Annotated in this window: 19 protein-coding genes and 1 riboswitch; of the genes, 14 read left to right on the forward strand and 5 right to left on the reverse strand. The window is 54.4% G+C overall.

The window, feature by feature from the left end:
• The first annotated feature begins 139 nt into the window (after positions 1-139).
• Genes Q0F21_RS00770 through Q0F21_RS00785 form a run of 4 tightly spaced genes read left to right on the forward strand, consistent with a single transcriptional unit; the run spans position 140 to position 3,430 of the window.
• Positions 140-970: a glycosyltransferase family 2 protein gene (locus tag Q0F21_RS00770; protein ID WP_297236445.1), complete on the forward strand. Its 831-nt coding sequence runs from the start codon at positions 140-142 to the stop codon at positions 968-970.
• Positions 967-1,809: a glycosyltransferase family 2 protein gene (locus tag Q0F21_RS00775; protein ID WP_297236447.1), complete on the forward strand. Its 843-nt coding sequence runs from the start codon at positions 967-969 to the stop codon at positions 1,807-1,809. Before Q0F21_RS00770 ends, Q0F21_RS00775 begins: the two co-directional genes overlap by 4 nt.
• Positions 1,806-2,630 carry a glycosyltransferase family 2 protein gene (locus Q0F21_RS00780; protein ID WP_297236449.1) on the forward strand — a complete coding sequence of 275 codons (825 nt, stop codon included), beginning with the start codon at positions 1,806-1,808 and terminating at the stop codon, positions 2,628-2,630. Before Q0F21_RS00775 ends, Q0F21_RS00780 begins: the two co-directional genes overlap by 4 nt.
• On the forward strand, positions 2,627-3,430 hold the full coding sequence (locus Q0F21_RS00785; RefSeq protein ID WP_297236451.1) for a glycosyltransferase: 804 nt from the start codon (positions 2,627-2,629) through the stop codon (positions 3,428-3,430). The genes Q0F21_RS00780 and Q0F21_RS00785 overlap by 4 nt, the downstream gene beginning before the upstream one ends.
• A gap of 8 nt (positions 3,431-3,438) precedes the next feature.
• On the opposite strand, the gene Q0F21_RS00790 is transcribed toward Q0F21_RS00785, so the two are convergent.
• Positions 3,439-3,993, reverse strand: coding sequence for a tyrosine-type recombinase/integrase (locus Q0F21_RS00790; protein WP_297236453.1), 555 nt, complete (start codon positions 3,991-3,993; stop codon positions 3,439-3,441).
• Between the two features lie 364 nt (positions 3,994-4,357).
• Positions 4,358-4,573, forward strand: a riboswitch (cobalamin riboswitch).
• Positions 4,574-4,722: 149 nt separating this feature from the next.
• Here Q0F21_RS00790 and Q0F21_RS00795 point away from each other — a divergent pair.
• The 6 genes from Q0F21_RS00795 (at position 4,723) to Q0F21_RS00820 (ending at position 16,051) form a co-directional block, all read left to right on the forward strand.
• The gene (locus Q0F21_RS00795; RefSeq protein WP_297236455.1) at positions 4,723-6,783 is read left to right on the forward strand and encodes a DUF5074 domain-containing protein; all 2,061 of its coding nucleotides are present in this window, start codon (positions 4,723-4,725) and stop codon (positions 6,781-6,783) included.
• A gap of 71 nt (positions 6,784-6,854) precedes the next feature.
• Positions 6,855-8,882 carry an outer membrane beta-barrel protein gene (locus tag Q0F21_RS00800; protein WP_297236456.1) on the forward strand — a complete coding sequence of 676 codons (2,028 nt, stop codon included), beginning with the start codon at positions 6,855-6,857 and terminating at the stop codon, positions 8,880-8,882.
• An 11-nt stretch (positions 8,883-8,893) separates the two neighbouring features.
• On the forward strand, positions 8,894-10,096 hold the full coding sequence (locus Q0F21_RS00805) for a DUF5074 domain-containing protein (RefSeq protein ID WP_296161787.1): 1,203 nt from the start codon (positions 8,894-8,896) through the stop codon (positions 10,094-10,096).
• A gap of 103 nt (positions 10,097-10,199) precedes the next feature.
• Positions 10,200-11,843, forward strand: a complete 1,644-nt coding sequence (locus tag Q0F21_RS00810; RefSeq protein WP_297236478.1) for a PKD-like domain-containing protein — start codon at positions 10,200-10,202, stop codon at positions 11,841-11,843.
• A 5-nt stretch (positions 11,844-11,848) separates the two neighbouring features.
• Positions 11,849-13,909, forward strand: coding sequence for a hypothetical protein (locus tag Q0F21_RS00815; RefSeq protein ID WP_297236457.1), 2,061 nt, complete (start codon positions 11,849-11,851; stop codon positions 13,907-13,909).
• Between the two features lie 39 nt (positions 13,910-13,948).
• Positions 13,949-16,051 (forward strand): hypothetical protein, encoded by a 2,103-nt coding sequence (locus Q0F21_RS00820; RefSeq protein ID WP_297236459.1) that lies wholly within the window; start codon positions 13,949-13,951, stop codon positions 16,049-16,051.
• A 196-nt stretch (positions 16,052-16,247) separates the two neighbouring features.
• Here the strand turns inward: Q0F21_RS00820 and xerD are convergent, their stop codons facing one another.
• Genes xerD through Q0F21_RS00840 form a run of 4 tightly spaced genes read right to left on the reverse strand, consistent with a single transcriptional unit; the run spans position 16,248 to position 19,211 of the window.
• Positions 16,248-17,153, reverse strand: coding sequence for a site-specific tyrosine recombinase XerD (xerD, locus tag Q0F21_RS00825; protein ID WP_297236461.1), 906 nt, complete (start codon positions 17,151-17,153; stop codon positions 16,248-16,250).
• Positions 17,150-17,863, reverse strand: a complete 714-nt coding sequence (locus Q0F21_RS00830; protein WP_297236464.1) for a phosphoribosyltransferase family protein — start codon at positions 17,861-17,863, stop codon at positions 17,150-17,152. Before Q0F21_RS00830 ends, xerD begins: the two co-directional genes overlap by 4 nt.
• Positions 17,851-18,375 carry a RecX family transcriptional regulator gene (locus Q0F21_RS00835; protein ID WP_297236466.1) on the reverse strand — a complete coding sequence of 175 codons (525 nt, stop codon included), beginning with the start codon at positions 18,373-18,375 and terminating at the stop codon, positions 17,851-17,853. Before Q0F21_RS00835 ends, Q0F21_RS00830 begins: the two co-directional genes overlap by 13 nt.
• Positions 18,375-19,211 (reverse strand): peptide chain release factor N(5)-glutamine methyltransferase, encoded by an 837-nt coding sequence (locus tag Q0F21_RS00840; RefSeq protein ID WP_297236468.1) that lies wholly within the window; start codon positions 19,209-19,211, stop codon positions 18,375-18,377. The genes Q0F21_RS00835 and Q0F21_RS00840 overlap by 1 nt, the downstream gene beginning before the upstream one ends.
• A 33-nt stretch (positions 19,212-19,244) precedes the next feature.
• Here Q0F21_RS00840 and ribD point away from each other — a divergent pair, with 33 nt between their 5' ends.
• The 4 genes from ribD to Q0F21_RS00860 all read left to right on the forward strand — a co-directional run bounded on the left by ribD (position 19,245) and on the right by Q0F21_RS00860 (position 23,493).
• Entirely contained in the window at positions 19,245-20,228 is a 984-nt protein-coding gene (ribD, locus tag Q0F21_RS00845) for a bifunctional diaminohydroxyphosphoribosylaminopyrimidine deaminase/5-amino-6-(5-phosphoribosylamino)uracil reductase RibD (RefSeq protein ID WP_297236470.1), read from the forward strand.
• Complete coding sequence (locus tag Q0F21_RS00850) at positions 20,225-21,262, forward strand: hypothetical protein (RefSeq protein WP_297236472.1); 1,038 nt, start codon at positions 20,225-20,227, stop codon at positions 21,260-21,262. Before ribD ends, Q0F21_RS00850 begins: the two co-directional genes overlap by 4 nt.
• A 194-nt stretch (positions 21,263-21,456) precedes the next feature.
• Positions 21,457-22,704, forward strand: a complete 1,248-nt coding sequence (locus tag Q0F21_RS00855) for a DNA methyltransferase (RefSeq protein WP_297236474.1) — start codon at positions 21,457-21,459, stop codon at positions 22,702-22,704.
• Between the two features lie 78 nt (positions 22,705-22,782).
• Positions 22,783-23,493, forward strand: coding sequence for an MjaI family restriction endonuclease (locus Q0F21_RS00860; protein ID WP_297236476.1), 711 nt, complete (start codon positions 22,783-22,785; stop codon positions 23,491-23,493).
• Positions 23,494-23,687 lie beyond the last annotated feature (194 nt).

The raw sequence follows: 23,687 nt of genomic DNA on the forward strand, positions 1-23,687 counted from the left end.
AGTCTCTCCCGACTGATGGAGGATGATGCCGGTCGGGCAGAGATGTCGCAGGCGGGCAGAGAGTGGTCACGCCGGTACGACATGGATGAGATCGCCGGTGAGTGGGAGCGCTTCCTGACACAGCTTTTATCCAAGTAGTATGAGTCCCTTAGTCACAGTGGTGATCCCCTGCTACAATGGGGCAAAGGTGGTGGGGCGCTGTCTCTCCGCCCTTGAGAGGCAGAGCTATAGCCCCATGGAGGTGCTGCTGATCGATGATGCCAGCACAGACGGGACGGCTGATGTGGTGGCGAAGTACCCCTTTGTGAAACTGCTGCGCAACGAGACCAATCGGGGTGTCTCCTACGCACGCAACAGAGGTGTCGAGGAGGCGAGGGGGAAGTATCTCCACTTTCTCGATGTCGATGATGAGGTGAGCAGCAACTTCTATGAGGAAATGGTCCGGTATGCGGAGGAGACCGGAGCGGAAGTGACCGCCTGTAGCTTCGTCTATCAGCATGTGCCGGATAAGTCTCAGATCTTCCGCACCCCACGGGTCTACACAGGGACGATGGACAAGCTTCGGGTCACCTATGTCTGCAAGATAGGTGTGGTCTGGAGATACCTCTTCCGCACCGACTTTATTCGCCGCCACGAGGATCTTCGATTCCCGATCGGACGACTCGTGGAGGATCTGCCCTTTGCCGTCCGGGCACTCTTTTATGCCAATAAGGTGGCGACTGCTCCCCGGGCGGAGTATCTGTACCGCTACGAGGCCGACTCTCTGACCGAGTCGGACGACCCGGAGGTGAGGAGAGCCTTTGCCGAGGGATATGATCTTGCGGAGGAGGACGTCAAGTCCTTCCTCGCTGCACACGGAGTACATCGCCGACCGGGACGAGACTCACACCTCATCTCCTACTTCCTACACAAGGTCTCCAACCGCCTCCGCGGTGGTCAGACCGACCTGACAGAGCGACTGATGCGATGAGCGATGCGATACGGATAGCCGCCGTGACGATGGCGCGAAATGACTCCTTCTTCCTCTCCCGGTGGATCCGCTACTACGGGCGAGAGGTGGGGTACGATCACCTCTATATATATCTCGATGGGGAGGATCAGGAGATCCCGCCCGGCACACCGGAGGAGGTTCATGTCACGAAGCTGCCCCATCGGTCTCTCTCTCGCTCGGCAGGTGATAAGTATCGCATCGGACTCCTGACGAGACTGGCTCATCGTCTGCTCAATGAGGGGTACGATCTGATCCTCGGGACCGACAGCGACGAATTCGTCGTGCCCGACCCTCGGACCGGTCTCTCTCTGAGGGAGTACCTCTCGGAGCACCGACCGGAGAGCCACGCTTCAGCTCTGGGACTTGACCTGGGACAGCGGCTTGACGAGGAGACTCCTCTGGATCCCGACCACTCTCTCCTCGATCAGCGTCGCTATGCTGTGCTGACCGCTCGCTACACCAAGAGCTGCATCCTCACCCGCCCGCTCGACTGGGGAAGCGGATTCCACAGAGTGAGGGGACACAACCTCCACATCCTCCCCGATCTCTACCTGATCCATGCCGGTTACTGCGACCTCGAGATGGTGAAAGCACGACAGGGCGAGCGGGGTGTGGACTGGGGAAATCACCTCTCCCGACGTGCGAGGACTATTCACTTCACCTCCACCCGCACACCTATTGACGCAGATCGAATCCTGAGAAGGGCGCGCCGCCTACAGACACTCTTTCGCCCCCTCTTTGCCTGGAATAAGCCACTCATGCCCGGTCGCAAGCGAGTGGTCAGGCTCCCCGAGCGCTTCAGATCCATAGATATATGACTCCACTCATCACCGTGATCATCCCCTGCTACAATGGGGCAAAGTATGTACATCGCTGCCTCGACTCGATCCGGCGGCAGAGCTTCCGGGACCTGGAGGTGCTGCTGATCGACGACGGCAGTACGGATGACTCTGTCGCCCTCGCTGCGCAGTATACGGAGGTGACGGTGATCTCCAATGAGTCCAATAGAGGCCTAGCCTACACCCGAAATCGAGGAGTACAGCTGGCGCGTGGGCGGTATGTCCACTTCCTCGATGTCGACGATCGGGTCAGCTCCGACTACTACCTGCGGATGGCAGAGTCGGCGCGAGCGACGGATGCGGACATAGTGATCGGCGGGGCGGTCTTCCAGGGGCGGTACTACCACAATCAGCGCTTCTCGCAGATCAAGACCTACACCGGGCGGTCCAAGTATTACGTCACCTACCCCGGTCGCTGGGGCTACTCGGTGCTCTACCTCTTCCGCACCGCACTGCTTCGGGAGCATCAGATAACCTTCCCCGAGGGGCGCCTCATGGAGGATATCCCCTTTACCATCCGAGCCTTCTATTTCGCAAAAAAAGTCTCCACCGCCATCGATGCCGAGTATCTCTACATCCGTAATGAAGGCTCGATCTTGACTACCAGAGACGAGGCTCATAAGCTGAGGCGGAGGAGAGACAGGCAGTTGTCCAGGGAGGAGGTACGCCGATTTGCGGAGGAGAAGGGCGAGCGCATCCCGGGGGTGAATGGCGGCTTCCTCCGCTTCGGACTCGAGTATCTCCGTCGCAGGCTCTTTGCCTCTCGTCAGAACGACCTCACAGAAGAACTCAAGCCATGAATACCAAGCCACTTGTCACGATCATCATCCCCTGCTACAATGGTGAGAAGTATGTCGATCGCTGCCTCGACTGCATCCGCGAGCAGGACTATAAGGAGCTGCAGGTGCTCTTCGTCGACGACTGCAGCAGTGATGGCTCCGTCGAGAGAGCTTCGCGCCACCCCGGGGTGACCATCCTCCCAAATGAGCAGAATGGTGGCAGCTCCTATACCCGAAACAGAGGGATCCGGGAGGCAAGGGGGAAGTACATTCACTTCTTCGATGTGGATGACCAGATAAGCAGTCACTTCTATGAGCGGCTTGTGGATGCGGCGGAGCGAAACGATGTCGATATGGCTTTCGCAGGTATGATCAATGAGGCGGCACCGCAGTACACACAGCTCTTCTCCAAGGAGCGGGTCTTCACCGATGTGGAGGAGAAGATGCGTGCCACTTATGTCGGCAAATGGGGCTACGCCTGGCGCTACCTGATCAGGACCGATCTTATCCGAGAGCACGAGCTCAGTTTCCCTCTCGGGCGTTACTGCGAGGATCTGCCATTCTCTTTCCGAGCGGTCTACTACGCCGATCGCATCGTTACCGTCCCCGGTGCAGAGTACTTCTATAGGCGAAATGAGGGCTCACTCCTGCTTGATCCGGATCGACACAAAGCGGTACAGGCAGATCGGCAGGAGATGATAGCCGATATCCGTCGCTTTGCGAGAGAGCGCCACTTCCGTATCCCCGGGCTGGAGGTTGGGCGTCTGCCGTATCTCCTTCGCAAGATCCGCTATCGCCTCTTTCCGCCAAGGCGTGGCTGACGAGGGGGTTACTTATTGCGGGGATGGTGAGTGAGGATCTCGTCGCGGAGGCCGGTGAGCTCGACGTGGGTGTAGATCTCCGTCGTGGCGATGTCGGCGTGGCCGAGCATGTCCCGGATGGCGGAGAGGGAGGCGCCACCCTCTAGCAGGTGGGTGGCGAAGGAGTGACGCAGAGTGTGTGGAGAGATCGACTTCTGGATGCCCACCTCCTTGGCCAGCTCCTTGATCACCATAAATACCATCTGCCTCGAGAGCGGTCGACCGAGCCGGCTCAGGAAGAGGAAGTCGCGGCAGCCCGGCTTCTCCTGGATCTCCTGCCGGATCGGGATGTAGTCCATGATCCGCGCTACCGCCGTGTCGGACATCGGGATGAGTCGCTCCTTGCTCCCCTTTCCCATCACACGTAGGTACTTGTGCTCGAGGGAGAGGTCCTGAAAACGTAGCTCGCAGCACTCGCTGACCCGCAGCCCGCAGCTGTAGAGCAGCTCCAGCATGGCGGCATTGCGCACGCCGTGGGACGTGGCTAGGTCGATGCTGTCGATCATCCGGTCGATCTCCTCCACCGTCAGCACCTCCGGCAGACGCCGGACCGGCTCTGACAGAGAATACTATTGCCTACGTGCTATGCGCACAGTTGTGTACGTCTCGGTGGATAGTTGTGGCGGGTGACTGTGGTCAATACAAGTCAAAGCTTTCCTCAAATGAGTAGAGGTGTGGGAGGAGGTGTAGTTGCGGTTACTCCCCCGTAAGATCGGCTACCTCACCTACTCTCATTCCATTAGCCACACGTGCAGATTCGCCCATCTGAGGAATAGTGAGTTGAGGGGATCTCTAAATACATCAGATGGTACTCTTATACCTACGATGAGCCATCAATGGGTTGTTATTCTGGGATCTCATTTGTGGGGAATCAAAAAAATAGCTAATATTGCAGACACATACTCTGGTGTCGTCTGCCTTGTGTCTAAGGGTAAGACGATGAAAAGGGAATCAGGTGCAAAACCTGAGCAGACCCACTGCCGTAAGCTTCACTATGAAGCTCCCCGCACACTCTATTAGATCCACTGTTGCCACTATGGTAATGGGAAGGATGTGAGGGGGAGGAAGCAAGCCGGAAGACCTGCCACGAGTATATGAGATGTGAGCCTCGGGGAATGAGGAGCTCCATCATCGGTGTGTTTTTCCCGCTTTGACGTAGAGGGTGCTGATTGTACTCAATCGCTCACCGACCACATCCTCACCCCACACAGGAGGAGTTTATTTAACTTTTATATCATCTTACTGAGTAGAGTATGACAAAAAACACAGGTCGAGTCTTGTCGCTGTTGGCTGTCCTTGTGATAGCTTTCGGTTGCTCTTATGACGACAGCGGTCTCTGGAAGGAGGTTGACAAGATTAAAACAGAGCTCAAGCAACTGAGAGATCAGATCACATCTGCACAGACTATAGTAGATGCACTATCCAAAGGGAATGTGATCACCGGTGTGACCCCTCTTCCAGATAATGAGGGATGGAAGATTACCCTCAGTGGCAATGCACAGCCCATTGAGATCCGAAACGGAAAGCCCGCTGAGGTCAGCATAGCCAAGGAGGGAGCCCGCTTCTACTGGGTGCTTATCCAGCCTGACGGGACGCAGGTCTTCCTGACGGATAAGGAGGGCAATAAGATCCCCGTCACAGGCAATGATGGCGCTCCGGGTGCTCCCGGAGAGCCCGGCACCCCTGGACACTCACCCTCGATTGCCATTGACAGTGATGGCTTCTGGACTATTGACGGAGAGAGGCTGAAAGACCCAGATGGGAAAGAGGTCAAAGCTCAGGGAGACTCCTTCTTTAAGGATGTAAGAGTCGACAAGAGAGAGGGCGTGGTTGTCTTCACGCTCGCCGGAGGAGAGTCCTTCACCCTGACGATAGCCGGAGCTACTCATCTTCGTATTGAAGAGCCAAAGGGAGCTCCGTACCACTCCTTTGAGTACGGAGAGAAGACACGATCCTTTAAGCTGGATGCTAAGGGCATCCAAGACCTGACTATCGCCAAGCAGCCTGATGGCTGGACAGTCCGCATTGGTCAGAATTTCCCCCTCGCCATAGAAGTAACTCCTCCGGCATCGGGCTCTTACTGCTCCGGCGGGATCATCATCGTGGAGGGAGTGGATGCAGACGGGAGGCTCTACCGATCCTCTATGGATGTGAGAGTGGCAGACTTTACCGACCCGAGGGGTGTCTTCGTCGTCGTGGAGGGTAATATGACCGACTCCAATGGTATGCTGATGTACTACGATGGGGAAGGGAGAGAGTACCGGCACATCTTCCGCAACGCTAATCCCGGCAAGACGATTGGCAATGTGGTGCAGGATATGTTCATCTACAAGGACAAGGTCTATCTCATCACTCAGAATGGTACGCGTAAGGATCTTGGCGGAGAGGGAAGGCTCGTCATCTGTGATCTCAAGACGATGAAGATGCTCAGCAAGGATGCCCTTGACATCCCGATCACCGATCCTAAGGCCAATGGTGCCCATGCATGGCCTCAGCACCTGATCGTCACCAGTCCCACTCAGATCTTCATCCAGTATGGCTCGTCTGACTATGAGCGAACGGGCGGTATGCGAGAGATCACCCTGGCAGACGATAAGGTGAAAAAGATCTCCGAAGACATTGAGGGAACCTATGGTCTCTGGACAAAAGAGAATGCCATCAAGGCCAGAATGATCCTCTCCAAGGGGAAGATCTACTTCGCTCATGGTCACGGCGTAAGCATCTTGGACCCCACAACATCAAAGGTCATCAAGACGGTGAAGATGGAGGGACGGCAGTGTAAGGACGTGGTCAAGGGTGCCAATGGGAACCTATTTGCATTCTTTGCCGGCACCTTTACCGGAAATATGCAGTGGGGAGCTCAATTCACTTCTAACCCGCTGATCGTGGAGCTCGATAAGGAGGGGAATATCATCGATCAAGCAGAGGCTCCGGCACAGATCACACTCCCCATTGCCACATGGTCACCCAACATAGGTGCCTGTGCATCCTTCACTGATCCTTACCTCTACTTCAGGGGTACCTCAGACTTCAATTCCTTTACAGCCGCTCGGTACAATTATGAGACCGACACCTTTGACAGTCAGTACATCATCACCCCTTATGTCAATTACGGATATATGGGTGTCGATAAGTATACCGGGAAGCTGTGGATAGGGACCTCCAAGGACTATACCACAAGTACGGTATTCAATTACACTGTCGGTGACCAGCCTGCTCCTGTAGGGGAGTTCTTCTACGGCTCGAGAGAGGGCGCTAGCCCGGCGGGCGTGGACTTTTACTACCGGTTCACGAATGAGTGGATCAATAAGTAACCGATAGATCAATAGCCTGCATTCCTTTGGTTAGGAGTGCAGGCACAAGTAGAGCGAAGAGAGTCAGAGTGGTGATAAAGAGAAGGTCTATAGGTGCCCTGCTTTTCCTACTGTACGCTGTCACCTGCTCCTGCCGTCTCTCGGCACAGAGCAGTCTCTCGGATACGCTCTTTCGCCTCCCCGAGGTGGTCGTGCAGGAGACTATCCGGAGACAAGAGGTGATCCGGGGACAGGTGCTTGAGGGACCCTCACTGCAGCGGATGAGTACATTCTCTATAGCGGATGCGGTGCGCTTCTTCTCGGGTGTACAGATCAAGGACTATGGAGGTATTGGCGGACTCAAGACGATCAATATCAGAGGTATGGGCTCCCAGCATGTCGGGATATTCTATGACGGGATAGAGGTGGGAAACGCCCAAAACGGACAAGTCGACCTCGGGAAATTCTCAATGGACAACATCGCATCCATTTCCCTCTACAATGGTCAGAGGAGTATGATCTTCCAGCCGGCTAAGGACTTTGGCAGTGCCGGCTCTGTATACATCAAGACACGTAATCCGAGCTTCATTGATGGCAAGGAGAGTAATCTCCGACTTACAGCGAGGGGTGGCTCATTCGGCTACCTATCATCCTCCATCCTCTGGGAGCGTAAACTGCCTCGGCACTATGCCATAGGTGCCAACGCCGAGGTTGTCCGATCTCGCGGCAATTACCCCTTCAAGTACCGACGACTGTTCCAAGACGGAGTGACGGCATACGACACCACTGCATACCGAGAGAATAGCGATATCACAGCTTATCGTGTAGAGGCATCTCTCTACAAGACCCTCGAGAATGGAGCATGGGACATACACGGATACTACTACCAGTCTCACAGAGGTCTGCCCGGTCCCATCATCAGAAATGTCTTTAAGCACGGGCAGCGGCTCACTGATGAGAACGCTTTCGTCCAGAGTAAGTACAGTATGGACTTCTCCGATCTCTATGCCCTGAAGCTTAATGTCAAGTATGCCAATGACTACACCCGATATGTCGATGATGAGTGGACCAGCCCCACCTATGTGGACAACGAGTACCTGCAGCATGAGGTGTACCTATCAGCGGCCAACTTACTCCGTATACGCCCCTGGTGGCATATCAGTCTCTCGACGGACTACCAGTATAATATGATGAAGGCCAATCTAGTCAACTTCTCCGAGCCTACACGACACACCGCCCTCATCGCCTTGGCGACACAGCTCCGCTGGGGATCCTTGCTGACACTCCAGCTCAGCGGTCTTGAGACGATTGTCCGGGAGACGGTAAAGAGAAATGCAGCTGCCCCACCGAAGGACATTTTCACTCCCTCCGTCTTTCTCTCCTTCAAGCCGTGGGAGGAGCACGATCTCACCATCGATGCTTTCTACAAGCGCATCTTCAGGATGCCGACCTTCAATGACCTGTACTACACATTTATAGGCAATGCTGCCCTTAGGCCGGAGTACACCAGACAGCTCAGTCTCGGGGTACACTACGATCTGGAGCGCTCCGAGGGGTGGCTGCGGAAAGTCGATCTCAAGGCAGAGGCGTACCTAAATCACGTCACTGATAAGATCATCGCCGTCCCGGCAGGGAATATGTTTCGCTGGATGATGCTCAATCTCGGACAGGTGGATGTCACCGGTCTGGAGCTCAATGCCTCTCTCGGGACAATGCTCCTACCGGACTTCGCCGTATCTTGCCGAGCCGGCTACACGTACCAGAGTGCCATTGATGTCACCTCGAGTGAGGACAAGAACTATCGACACCAGATCATCTACATTCCCAGGCACAGTGGCTCCTTCACGACGATGATGGACTACAAGAGTTGGGGCGTGAATTACAGCTTCATCTATACCGGCATACGATACAATGCTAAGTACAACGATGTGAATAGTCGTATGTTCCCATGGTACACAAGCGATCTCTCCTTCCGGAAGACCTTCACTGGTTTTGGCGGGAAGGGGCTTATCAGGACCTCCGTGGATATCAATAACATCTTTGATCAGCACTATGATGTGGTGCTGAATTACCCGATGCCGGGACGTAATTATAAGCTTACTATTGCGCTGATCCTCTAAGAAATACTGCCATGATCCGGAGACTTACACATACTATCGCACTACTACTTATCTGCAGCCTGACTCTCGTAGGCTGCCGAGGGGAGTATGAGATCTTGCCCGTCGTCTCCAATGAGCTCAATATCCCTCACGAGGACTACAAGGATCTGAGAGGTTTTTATCTCCTAAACGAGGGTAATATGGGGAGTAACAAGGCGACTCTCGACTACTGTGATCTGAGCACCGGGGTGTACCATCGGAATGTCTATGCGGAAGCTAATCCTCATATGGTCAAGGAGCTGGGTGACGTCGGCAATGACATTGGGATCTTCGGTAGTAAGCTGTACGCCGTGATCAATGTCTCCAATTTCATCGAAGTGATGGATGCACGCACAGCCAGGCATATCGGGATGATCAAGATCCCCAACGTGAGGTACATCATATTCAATGAAGCTAATGGTAAGGCCTACGCCTCGTCATATGTGGCACCGGTGAAATTTGACCAAAACGCCCGTGTCGGCTATGTCGCAGAGATCGACACTACCACGCTGGAGGTCACCCGGACCTGCAATGTAGGCTATCAGCCGGAGGAGATGGTGATCTGGTACGACCGTAAGGAGAATAGGCAGAAGCTGTATGTAGCCAACTCCGGTGGCTATATGTTCCCCAATTACGACCATACGATCTCTGTCATTGATCTCAATACCTTTACTCAAGAGAGGAAGATTGATGTGGACATTAACCTCCACCGACTGCGTAAGGGGAAGTTGTCTGAGGATAGTAATGGACCACAGGAGCTGATCGTCACCAGCAGAGGAGACTATTATGATCATCCATCGAGGCTTTTCTTCATCGACCTTAAGACCGACCAGGTCATTGATACTCTTAGCAAGGCGGTCACCAATCTCTACATCGACTACGAGACAGACAAGGCCTACTTCTATGCCGTTGACTGGAGCTATAATACCCAGCAAAATACCATCACCTATGGGACATTTGACATACGCACCCACGAGCTCACCTCCACCAACTTCATCAAGGATCACACGGAGGAGGACATACGCATACCTTATGGTATAGCGGTCAATCCTATCAATAAAGATATATACATCACAGACGCCCTTGACTACGTAACGCCTGGAGACTTGCGTTGCTACGGCAAGGACGGATACCTCAAGTGGAAGACCGACACCGGGGATATTCCCGGGCACTTTGCCTTCCTGTATCACAAATAACTCATTCATGCCCATGAAACAGACTCTTCAAGCCAATCTGCTGCTTACTATGCTCCTACTCTTAGTAGGCGGCCTCTCTGGGTGCAGGGACATCGAGTCAAAGATGCCACCTACGATCACTATGGAGAAGACGTACACCATCAAGCCTGATCGCAAGCTGCTGATCACACCTGAGGTGTCTAATGACAACATTAATACGATCTACTCCTGGAAGCTGGACGGTAGGGTCATCTCGACAGAGAAGAACCTCGAGTATTCCTTCCCCATCACCGGAGACTACACCATCAAGTATAGCGTCTCGACAGCAGACGGAACAGCATGGCAGGAGATCGTTGTAAAGGTTATTGACCTCGAGCTACCCATCATCGGGATGAAGGAGGGCAATGACATCTTGGCTGAGACAGGGGAGCTTCTGACGCTCACCCCCGAGATAGCCAATACGGAGAATATCAAGTATACCTGGGAGCTTGATGGGAAGGCGGTTTCCAGCGAGCCGGTCTTTGAGCTCCGACCAGACAAGGAGGGCGTACACTTCGTCCACCTCTTTACTCAGAATGATGATGGTGAGGACGACTACTTGGTCAAGGTAGTGGTGGTCCCCTCCATACCACTAGAGATAAGCTTCCCCTATCCGCAGCACTCCGGCACGGTAGGTCGTCCGCTCCGTATAGAGCCCCGGATCACCACCACGAAAAACATCTCCTATGAGTGGTCCGTGGACGGACAGGTGATTGAGGGTCAGACCGGGCCGATACTCGTCTATACGCCCACCCGGGTGGGGGCCCTGCAGGTGAAGGTTTGCGCCTACAAGACAGATCCAAGCGGAGCGAAGAAAGAGAGAGCGGGAGAGTCGATCATACCGGTGCAGGTGGGAGAGCCCGATGCACACTTCCGAAGCTTTAATCCTGCGAAGAGTAGTAAGTACGGGGGCAAGGTCTACGAGTTCCTCGCCGCTCCGGGACAGTTTGTCAACGAGGGATACAGTGCTCACACCATGGATGATGCTATCAAGTATGCTGAGGAGCGACTGTCACAGGAGGTCTATGTCTCACTGGGTGGGTTTGGAGGATACCTCGTCATTGGATTTGACCACAGTATCCCCAATACCGGCGCTTTCAAGGGGTACGACTTCGCTGTAATGGGCAATTCCTTCAAGGGTAGCTCTGAGCCGGGCATTGTGTGGGTTATGCAGGATGAGAATGGAAATGGTCTCCCGGATGACAACTGGTATGAACTCAGAGGTAGTGAGACCGGTAAGGAGGGGACTATACAGGACTATGAGGTGACTTACTTCCGTCCTGCAACGGCCCGATCAAATGTCCTCTGGGCAGACAATATGGGTAACACCGGAGAGATAGACTGGCTCAACTTCCACCAGCAAGACTCCTACTATCCAATATGGGTCAAGCCGAATAGATATGTCCTCAGGGGGACTCGTCTTAAGAGTGCCAACTTTGACCAGTCCGGTCAGGGCACCTACTGGATCAATCCTGAGTACGAGTGGGGGTATGTGGACAACTTCAGCCCGATAGATCGACTGACCGATGATATCAATTACGGCGCAGCACCTAATGCCAATCACTTCAGGATCAAGGATGCCATGGACTCCAACGGGAAGCCCATACATCTGGAGTATATCGACTTCGTCAAGGTCGTCACGGGACTGAATACCAAGTCCGGATGGCTTGGGGAAGTATCCACCGAGTGCTTCAAGTTCATTGACATCCAAGTACCATCAAGCAAGTAAGAGATATGAGAAATAGATTCATCACAAGTGGCGGGATCCTCCTTCTTACAATCATTATGCTCCTCATGTCCGGTTGCAAAGAGGATATGCCGGACTTTGAGGGAGACAATCGCATACTCAGCTTTGCCCTCACTCTGGGGGGAGAGGAGTATCCGGCTTACACTGAGGGCGAGAGCAAGCTGGTGATCACCATCCCGGTCGGAGTGGATCTCACAGACGCTAAGCCGAGGTATCTACTGAGTGAGAATGCGACCATTTTCCCCGCTCCGGAGAGGGTCCGCGACTGGAGGGAGGATCAAGTCTTCAGGGTTACCTCTGCCTCCGGCAAGGGACGCTCCTATATCCTGAGAGTGATCACCGATCACCCCACTTCCCAGTATGATGTACGTCTCACTACCGATGCAGAGGTGAGGGCCTTTGGGGCAACTCACACCGGTGTGGTGAGAGGAAATCTGATCATTGGAGCTGCTACAGGGCGGGACTCCATCTCAGACATTACGCCGCTCACAGCGCTGACCAAGGTGGAGCAAGGCATTGTCATCAATCCTACATTCAAGGGGACAGACCTCACGGGGCTCCGAAATGTCTCTGAGGTCGGCAGTCTCGTCATACGGAGTGCCAAGGAGCTCAAGAAAGCTGAGCTGAGATCCTTGCGGGTGGTACACCGGGACATATCTCTTGAGAGTGACGTCCTTGAGGAGGTACACTTCCCTCTTCTGCAGCAAGTCGAGGGTACACTTAAGTTGCAGAGTAAGTCGATGCGCTCGCTGCTACTACCCGGTCTCTCCACTAGCGGGAGCCTCATCGTCATGAATTGTCCTATCCTCAGCTTCGTCAATCTGCCGGTACTTAAGTCGGTAAGTAAGGATCTGACTATCTCCACAGCGCCCATGCTCTCTGATCTCAAGGTGCGTCGTCTTGGGCGTGTCTCCGGGACCCTTTCCATCAAGGCCTCTGAGTCGCTACAGAATGTATCATTCCCCTCCCTTGAGGAGGTGGGCTCTGTCTCTATATCCTCGCCCAAGATGACAGATCTCTCGCTACCCCTTCTCGTCACGGCGGAGAATGTGGAGCTGTCCAATGTGCCACAGCTTGTCCGTCTCTCCCTCCCAAAGCTGAGTGAGGTGACAGGAGACTTCTTGATCTCCCAGGCTGGTCTCAAGAGCCTGTCAGATATACCCTTGACTAAGGTCGGTGGGAAGCTGAGTGTCATGAAAGTCTCCAATCTCTTTAATCTGGGATTGACGCTTGAGGCTCTTACGGCCGTCAAGAGTATTGTGATAGATACTTATCAGGGACACGAGGGGATTGATCTCTCCCATACGGGTATTACGGAGCTCGTGATCACCGATGCCCCTCACCTTACCTCCTTAGCTCTCCCCGAGTCGATGGACGTGGTGCGCCTCAAGGGCTTCTCTTACGTCAGCAGTGTTGAGGATGCCGGGACAGATGCATTTACTGCAGTCACGGGACTCAAGCATGTGGGGGAATTCTCTTACAATAATTACTGGACGAAAAAGAGTACTAAGGAACTCTCCTTCCCTGACATTGAGACGATATCTCGGAAGCTTGAGGTCAGCGTTGCGATGGTAGAGAAGGTCTCCTTCCCGGCACTCACGACCGTCCATGCTCTTGAGGGTGACAAAACCCGGAAGAGGGCCAACATATACCTGAGTTATATCACTCAGTTTTACCAGCAGGAGGACCTCCATCCCGTGACGGATGTCCACACTCTCTCCTGTCCCCTCCTGACAGAGGCGGATGGTGTGGGAGCCAATAGTGTCACCCTTAAGACCTTGGATATGCCCAAGCTCCGGAGGGTCGATGAGCTCAAGCTTGACTGCATCTATTACACTGTCCATAATGACGCTATGGAGGATCTCAGCTCTCTTTCAAGCCTCAAGGAGGTACAGAGGGTGCATATCAGTAAGTACCGCGCCTTTAGGGACTACAGCTTCCTTAAGAGGGCGGTAGAGAGCGGATCCCTCACCTCCCTCTCTATATCCAAGTGTGGATACAATCCCTCCCTTGATGATCTCAAGGCGGGTCGGTTCACTAATAGGTAATGATGCATCTCACCATACACACATATAGACAAGAATAAGATGAATGCACGATATACACTAAGTCTCTGTGCCTCCCTGATTGTATCGCTGCTCCTTCTCACTGCATGTGAGAGAGACACTCCATTCTCGGGAAGTGACGACTACCTATTGGACTTCTCGCTTCAGTCTGCTGATGGCGAGATCTACACAGCCCGTATTTCGGGTGAAGAGATCCGCATCGATCTCCCGCCGAGCTCGCTTCAGTCCGGTCTCAATCCGGTCTACCACATCAGCGAGCATGCTACCATTGCTCCCAGACCGGAGACAGTAAAGGACTGGTCTCTGGAGACAAAGTTTGAGATCACCTCTTACTCCGGGGCAAAGCGAGCCTACACCTATCGTCCCACACTTCTCTTTAAGGAGGCTACCGAGGATGTCCTCCTGAAGTCTGATGCTGAGGTGGAGGCCTTCGCCGCACGTGGAGTAGAGATCCTCAATGGCAGTCTGATCATCGGTGAGAAGGTCAAGAAGAATAGTCCGTCAGAGGAGAATTCACAGGTCACAAGCCTTGCCCCTCTTGCAGGTCTCCGCGAGGTGAGAGGAAGCGTCATCATCAGAGACAGCTATGTTGGGGAGCTCTTTGAGCTCAGCTCTTTGGAGCGTGTCACGGACATAGTCTTTGAGACAGATCGTATCAACCGGGTGAGGGCTGTCAGACTTCCCTCGCTTAAGTATGTCGGTGGGGACATTAAGTCTACCGGCTATGGTGGTAAGATCCGCTCAGATAGTCTGCGCATCATTGACCTGCCGGAGCTACACAGCCTGGGGGCTCTGCTACTTGAGGCCGACTCTGTGAGTGCTATCAAGCTTGGATCGCTGGTCGAGGCGGAGATGCTGAGTCTCAGCACATGTCGCTCGGCGATCCTGGACCTGTCAAGCCTCGAGAGGGTGGGTAGCCTCTACCTTGAGGACGAGCCGGCCTATGGTCAGGAGGAGCCGGGACCCATCACCTCCCTCAGTCTCCCCAAGCTAAAGACTTGCGAGGGTGACCTCGCTATAGAGGGTTTCCAAAAGGTGACTCAGGTTGATTTCTCCTCTCTTACTACTGTCGGAGGTGAGCTGAGTCTTGGGGGACTGCCCTGTCTCACCTTCCTTGAGCTACCGGAACTCACCCGGGCGGGAAGCTTACTGTACGCCTCCTACTCCTCCTCTCCGTCGCGCCACAACGAGCTGATCCGATCCATCACCTTACCTAAGCTGACAGAGGTGACAGATCGTTTGAGTCTGATGAGTTTCGTTGCTATGGAGGAGCTCTCTCTTCCCTCCCTGCGGGTCGTAGGGAACTTGGTGCTGTCAGCCACACTCCGATCCTATAGTCTGCCTGCACTGGAGGAGGTCAGGAGTAGTATCTCTCTCCCCTTCTTCAGTAAAGAGTCACTCCCTAAGCTTAGTCGTGTGACAGAGGTGGTCTTAATGCCCGTAGACGAGGGCAAGGGGCTCACCTTTGATCTCTCACCACTTAAGGGAGTGAAAAATGTGAAAGTCGTTGGTTGCACAGATGAGTGCACCGTCCTCCTCCCGAGCGAGATCGAGCAGCTCACCTACGCCCAGTCCGGTAAGACCTCCATTCCGGTCATCAAGGGGCTGGAGCGATGCAAGAAGATTATCTTTGACAATCCCTTCCAGCTCACCAGTGCAATCAGCCTCCCTGCCTCACTTAGGGTAGTCACAGGCGAGATCTCCCTCGCTTCCAATAACTATGGTCCCTTTTCCGCGCCCTCACTTGAGGAGGTGGGTAAGCTTTCTGTTATTGGTGGTGATGCGATGGTGTCTGTCAGTCTACCGAAGCTGAGGAAGGCAGAGTCCCTCACGCTCTGGTCGGGCGGACTTAAGGAGATTCTCCTCCCGGTGCTCTCTGAGGTCCAGACTTTGGCACTGGGGTACAATTCGTTTCCCAATTATGCTATGACTACTCTCCCCGACCTCTCCTCCCTCACGCACGTTGGGAAAATCACGATTTCCGGCTTTAGTCAGTTAACCGACTACACAGGGGTCAGGACTGCAGTGGAGAGTGGCGTGATCCCAGATAATGGCTGGACGGTCACCAAGTGTGGGTACAATCCCACTCTTCAGGATCTCCGAGAGGGGCGCTATAAGCGGTAGTCACATCACACATTGTTATCTGTCCGGTCCGGCAGAGTAACCTGCGCTGACCGGTCTATGGAGAGGAGCTGTACTGTCCTATAGATGTACAGCTCCTCTTCCCCTTTCAGACTTGACTGCCCGTGTGGCTGTGAGTAGGGGGGTACGGATGAGGATCACGCTTTATCGGACAGCAATAATCCGGATCCGGACTTGGCTACTTATTTCGGGGATGGTGAGTGAGGATCTCATCGCGGAGACCGGTGAGCTCGACGTGGGTGTAGATCTCCGTCGTGGCGATGTCGGCGTGGCCGAGCATGTCCCGGATGGCGGAGAGGGAGGCGCCACCCTCTAGCAGGTGGGTGGCGAAGGAGTGACGCAGAGTGTGTGGAGAGATCGACTTCTGGATGCCCACCTCCTTGGCCAGCTCCTTGATCACCATAAATACCATCTGCCTCGAGAGCGGTCGACCGAGCCGGCTCAGGAAGAGGAAGTCGCGGCAGCCCGGCTTCTCCTGGATCTCCTGCCGGATCGGGATGTAGTCCATGATCCGCGCTACCGCCGTGTCGGACATCGGGATGAGTCGCTCCTTGCTCCCCTTTCCCATCACACGTAGGTACTTGTGCTCGAGGGAGAGGTCCTGAAAACGTAGCTCGCAGCACTCGCTGACCCGCAGCCCGCAGCTGTAGAGCAGCTCCAGCATGGCGGCATTGCGCACACCGTGGGACGTGCTCAGGTCGATGCTGTCGATCATCCGGTCGATCTCCTCCACCGCCAGCACCTCCGGTAGACGCCGTCCGATGCGCGGCGCCTCCAGCAGGTCGGTGGGATTGCTCTCTATGATCTCCTCCACGAAGAGGTATCGATAGAAGGCTCTCACCCCGCTCACCACCCGCGCCATGCTCCGGGTGTCGAGCCCCAGGTCTGCGAGGTAGGCGAGGAAGTGCTCCAGATCGGGATAGGTGAGCTTCAGCACCTCCAGCCCCTGGTCGGCGGCGTACTCGTAGAGGTGCTTGAGGTCAAAGGTGTAGCTCTTGATCGTATTGGGGCTGAGGTTTCGCCCCAGGGTGAGGTACTCCCGGAAGTCCTGCACCAGTTCGGGTAGCTGTTGCTCGTCCTTCATGCCATCTTGCCGCAAGCGAGGGTATAGTAGGAGACGCTCTCAGCGCCTGCTGCCATCAGTGCGAGGGCACAGGCGGTAAGGGTCGAGCCGGTCGTCAGCACGTCGTCGATGATCAGTACCCTTCGGCGGGAGACGAGGTCGGGGTGAGGGGCATAGAATGCCTTCTTCATCGACTCCCATCGAGACTCTCGCCCTCGGTGGGTCTGGGTACCGTGGCTGTCCCGACGGGCGAGGAGCGTCTCATCGAGCGGGATGCCGAGGATGTCGGTGAGCCCGCGGGCGATGTAGGTCGACTGATTGTAACCCCTCCGGCGGAGACGGGAGGGCGTGAGCGGAACCGGTACCGCCACCCCTATATCAGCAAAGTGTCCCGCCCTGAGGTGCTCAGGGGCATAGAGCCGACTGAGTCGCTCTCCCAACTCGGGATGATCCTCGTACTTAATCGTATGGATAAGGTCTCGCACGGGATTGTGGTGCGTAAAGCCTAGGTCGCTCCGGTACTCGGTGAATGGGGCATGCCCCTCCAGCCGCTTCTCAGCCTCGTAGAGTGCCTCGGATCCGGGATAGCGGGGCAGGAGGTCGAGGCAGGCGGGACAGATCATCAGTCGGTCAGCGGATAGCCGCTCGCCACAGACGAGACAGTAGTGAGGGAAGAGCGTGCTGCTCAGCTCTCTCGCCGCCACGCCGAGCCACTCTGCTACTCGTACCATCGCTCCTCGTCCTCATCCCCGCCCTCCACCGTGAGGTCCATCTCCCGCAGCACCTCCTCGGTGATCTCGGAGGGGTAGCCTCGCCCGTAAGCTGCGGTCATCAGTCGCCGACGCAGATCGTAGGGAGACTTCGACTTCTTGCGGTACCGCTCCAGCTTGGGTGCCAGGTAGCGCTCGAGGAGGTCGATCCACTTGGCGTCAGGGATCATCGCCAGCTCGCGCTCTATCGCCTCGTCGGAGACCCCCTTGAGCCGCAGCTCCCGCCTTAGCATAAAGGGTCCCTTGCCGAGGAACTCCGTCTTGTCCGCCACGAAGTGCCGGACATACCGCTCCTCGTCTATGAAGTGATTGGTCCTGAGCCACTCCAGGACCCGCTCCACGTCCTCTGCCGGGATGGGCTCGAGGGACCACTTGTAGAGTTTGTCGGTCACCTCCTTCGCCGACCGCTCTGCCTTGGCGCAGTAGGCTCCCGCCTTGGTCAGCAGTCTCTTGTACTCCTTCTCCTCGATCATCACTTCTCCGCAAGTAGGAATCGCCGCTCCCCACGAAAGCCGGGAGCGAAGGTGACATCATACTCTCTCGCGACAAATAGGTGCCACAGTCGGTCAGCGGCGAGGGGATTGATCTCCAGCGCATATCGGGGTGCAGGACAGCGATCGAGGATGGCCTCGTAGAAGAGTGCCGGCTCGTCGTCCGGGACGAAGAGTGCCTCCGCAGGCTCCCGCTCCGTCACGTGCGGCGCCATCTCCTGACGCTCCCGATCGAGGATGTAGGGAGGGTTGCTCACCACAAGGTCGACAGGGTGGGGAAGGGTAAAGGTGTCGAGGAGCAGGTCTGCCCTGAGGACGGACACCCGGTCGGAGAGACCGAGGGCCTCGGCATTTTGCCGTGCCAGTCGGACGGCATCCGGGCTGACGTCTATGGCGGTGACACGGATCTCAGGGTGGCGGTGAGCAAGGAGAAGGGCGATGGCGCCGGTACCGGTGCCGAGGTCTGCCACTTCTTCCCCATCTCGAAGCCAGTTCCTCTCATCGATCAGGTCGCAGAGGGTGGCTGTCTCCGGGCGGGGGATAAGTACTCCGGGGGCGGTCGCCAGCGTCAGCTCCCCGAAGTCGGCACGACCGAGGATGTACTGCAGTGGCTCGTGCTCTAAGAGCCGATCGGTGTAGTCCGTGAGGGTCTCGGTCTCCTTTTTCGTAAGTTTGTAGTCGGAGAGGATCATCTCAGGGTAGCCCCTCCCCGTCACCTCCTCGAGAAGACGACGGGAGAGTCCGGCAGCCTCCCGCCGGTCGGTATAATAGCCGGCGAGGCGCTCTGCGGTATGACGACAATAGCCCTGGATATCCATATGTAGCAAAGATACAAGCATTTTCCATAAACAATGACAAGTGACGACGAGAGATACATGTGGCGAGCCGTCGACCTCGCCCGCCGTGCTGAGCTGCAGGCTGTCTGCCCCAATCCCCGTGTCGGAGCGGTGCTGGTCTGGCAGGATAGGGTCATCGGTGAGGGGTATCATCAGCGGTGCGGAGAGGGGCATGCGGAGGTGAATTGTCTCGCCTCTGTTGCCCCCGAGGATGAGTCGAAGATCCCCGACAGCACGCTCTACGTCACTCTCGAGCCCTGCTCCCATCAGGGACGAACCCCCTCCTGCGCCCGTATGCTGATCTCAAGGGGCATCCGGCGGGTGGTCGTCGGCTGCCTGGATCCGAATCCGCTCGTCTCCGGACGGGGGATCAGCCTCCTGCGCCAGTCCGGCGTAGAGGTCTCCGCCGGCTGCCTCGAGGAGCAGTGCCGGCAGGTGGCGCGTGTTTTTCTCACCAATCAGGAGCAAGGAAGACCATATATTATTCTGAAGTGGGCGGAGTCGGCGGATCACTTCCTCGATCGGCTTCGGCAAAGCTCGGAAGAGCGCCCGGTCACTTTCTCCACCCCTCATACCCGGATGCTGGTTCACCGGCTCCGGAGCTGCTGCAGCGGGATTATGGTGGGCAGGAGGACCCTTGAGCTGGATCGCCCGTCGCTCACCAATCGCTACTGGCCGCTCTCGCCCTACTCGCCTAAGCGCTTTCTCCTCTCCTCGCAGGAGGTCGACCTGGATCCCGGTTGGGAGCTCCTCCGCAGCGTCTCGCCGGAGAGTATGTCCTACCTTCTGATGGAGAATGTCACCTCCCTCCTCGTCGAGGGAGGGGCAGAGACGCTGAGGGCGTTCCTGGAGGCGGACTTCTGGGATGAGATCTACGTGGAGCAGGTACCGGATGTGACGCTCGGTGAGGGGGTGAAAGCTCCGTCGCTTAACGCGCTGACTCCTGACCGCATCCTGCTACGCGACCGACACCTGCTCTATCACTACACGAGAGAGTGATCCTCCATTACTTCAATCCCGGGTACGAACTCTCCGCTAAGCGGCGGCAGCCTCACTACACACCAACGAAACCTGTCAGGCAGCTGCGGCATGATCTCGCCACCCTGCCGATCTACTACGCTGCGGAGGGCGAGGGGGTGCTGGTGCCGGAGGACCTCCCTATGGAGCTGCGGACAGAGCAAATGGTCAGCCGGGTGGAGGCTGGCGACCGGATTATACCGTGGGGAGCGGCTCCTGAAGTCCCCGGGATCGAGTATGACCCGGATGAGATGCGCCGGCTCGCGAGTCGGGAGCGGTCACTGGAGTTGTGGGAAAAACTATACGAACCATCGCTCTTCGGCCCTATGATGCCGCCTCGGCGGGTGTCGAGGGAGAGCGAATTGCCAAAGGAGGCCCGCTGGGTCGCCAAGCTCGACTTCAGCAGCTCCGGTCGTGGGGTCTTCTTCCCGAAGTCCATACCGGAGCTTCGTGAGATGCTCCAGAAGCATCAGGAGCTCTACTTAGAGCCGTGGCTCGATCGGGTGGCAGACCGAGGGTACGAGTTTGTCCGCCACCCCGATGGCGGGATCGAGTACGTGGGTGTCCATCTCTTCACCACCGGTCAGGGTCGCTATGGTGCCAGTCTCGTCGCCCCCCGGGAGGTGGTGCTGGAGCAACTCCGCCGGCAGCCCACCACGCCCACGCACGAGGAGTATGTGGCGCATCTGCTGGAGCGACTCCGAGACTACGACTTCCACGGCTACACCGGTCTCTTCGGCATCGACACCGTGGTCTGGATGGATGGCGACCACCTGCGGCTCGCCCCCTCTGTGGAGATCAATCTCCGGCGGACGATGGGGCACATCGCCCTCGAGCTGTCGCGCCGCTACGCCGAGCCAAGCGGCCAGACCTACCTCTACGAGATCACCTCCCCTCAGAGCCTCACCGGCCTCCCCCTCTACCTCACCGACTCTCCCCTGAGCGACGCTCCCACGCTGCTCACCCCGATCTTACCCGACACCCGATTTGCCGCCCTCCTCCGCCCCTATTATTGAGATATACCGACTTGTTAGTATTTTGGTTATATTTGTATAGGTGTTGAATGGATTTATAGCCAGTCAAGAGTTGAAAGTCTTTTGGAACCCTCTTACTTTATAGCGCTGGAAATTCGTTCTTTTTCCATCATCCTATTTATGTAGTAATGTTACTTAGTACCAAACATACGATTGTCAATGGCGATAGTCGCCATATGGCAGAACTTTCTGATGAAAGCGTTCACTTAATAGTAACATCCCCTCCCTACTGGCAGCTGAAAGATTATGGGGTAGATGATCAGATTGGTTTTAACGATGATTACGAGACCTATGTCAATCACTTAAACTTAGTATGGAGTGAGTGTTTTAGGGTGTTGCAGAAAGGTTGCCGCTTATGTGTGAATATAGGCGACCAGTTCGCCCGCTCCACTTACTATGGACGATACAAAGTTATTCCAATTCATACAGAAATTATAAAATTCTGTGAGGTGATCGGTTTTGACTTTATGGGGCAAATAATCTGGCAGAAATCAACCACTATGAATACATCCGGAGGGGGGAGCGTTATGGGTAGCTATCCATACCCAAGAAATGGTATCGTAAAATTAGACTTTGAGTACATTCTGTTGTTTAAAAAACGGGGTGTGGCACCCAAACCTTCAAAACAACAGAAAGAAAGCGCGGCTATGACTAACGAAGAGTGGAATACCTACTTTAGCGGTCATTGGTACTTCAATGGAGCTAAGCAGGATAAACACTTAGCTATGTTTCCGGAAGAACTACCTCGCCGACTCATCAAAATGTTTTCGTTTCCTGGAGAAACGGTTTTAGATCCATTTTTGGGAAGTGGCACTACATCATTGGCGGCAAGAAAATTGGGCAGAAATTCTATCGGGTACGAGATCAACGAGAACTTTCTACCCGTTATCACGAGCAAAATAAGAGAAGGGTCTCTTTTAGAAGAGACTGAGATTAAAGTTCTCAAGCAGACTAGGAAGGTTAACGACTTTAACATACTTATAAGCCAGTTGCCATACCAATTTGTGGACTTCCACCGATTGGATAAGAAGATAGATGTGAAGAAGTTGCAATATGGATCAAAAATTGATGCAAATAGCAGTGGAAAACGGAATGATCTCTTTTCCGTGAAAGCTGTTTTTAGCCCTGAGTTACTTCAGCTAAGTAATGATCTGAAAATTAGGCTGATAGGAATAAAGAGGAATCTTTTGACGTCCGACCAAGCCGTTGCCTATCTCGTAAATCTTGTCCGTGGAAAACGGGTTTTTATAAGATATGATAGTGTAAAGTATGATGAAGAAAATAATCTTATGGTCTACCTCTACCTAGAGAATATGACGTTTGTCAATGCTCACCTTCTTAAGAGAAAGTTAGCAACTGTGGATTGCTCGTTTGACTTTAAGTATAAGTCTAAATTTATGGCACTTGTGAATGCCGACAGATAGTCTATTGTCAAACTACTACCACTTGAATTGAGATAAGTCCTCGATAATCACAACTCTACTTGAACATTTTATCACGAGATGAAAAAGAGTAACGTTAAGAAGTACTCAATGGAGTTTGGCAAGAAGGAGAAAGTCCTTAACTACGCCACTCAAACATATCAACTATCCAGACCCAAAAAAGTTGGAGCGGTTATGGCACTCATTAGAGAGTGTCAGCCTGATACTATTGAGGAGTGGCGGGAGTGGTACTTTGAGAACGCCAAAACGGCAGGTAAAAATCAAGTCAAAATAACCGAAAAAAGCATACGAGAGCTTGGAGAACGATTGTACGAAAAGATACAGGTAGTTGTGATCCCCGAATGGTCTGCAGCGTTTCGTAGCCTAACGAAGCAGGATTGTTGTGATTACATTTACAATCTGACAATTAATCGTACTTACGATGGTTACTTGCGAGAAAAATCAGTGGTGAATGGTTATTTGGCAGAAGAATTCAGCGATGTTGATTTTGAAGAGAGCCCAGAGGAATTAGACCATGCAGGTGATGTCGACTATATTGGTTTCGTTGACAAGTCAAGATCAATTGCTTTCGGTCTTCAGATTAAGCCGATAACGGCTATGGCTAATTTTGGCAATTATTCTGTGTCAGAGAGGATGCAAGCAAGCTTTGATAGCTTTAGTCGAGATTTTAAAGGAAAGGTATTTATAGTTTATAGTGTTGATAACGAGATCAATAATTTGTCTGTTGTTGAGGAAATTCGTGCAGAAATCCAGAGGTTGAGAAGTCTTTGATGATAGAGACTATTTTGTGGGCTTAGTATGGTTTGGACAGAGCGGTTTTGTCAAAATTGCCGTCCCGTGTGCACTCTTGATATAATCGGGGTAATACGAAACCAGTTGGCAAAAATAAAGTGGTAAAAAATGGGTACTTTTGCCCAGCGAGACAGAAAAAATCATTACAATCAATACGTTCATCATATCTATGA

The sequence above is a fragment of the uncultured Porphyromonas sp. genome (assembly GCF_934359325.1).
Taxonomy (GTDB): domain Bacteria; phylum Bacteroidota; class Bacteroidia; order Bacteroidales; family Porphyromonadaceae; genus Porphyromonas_A.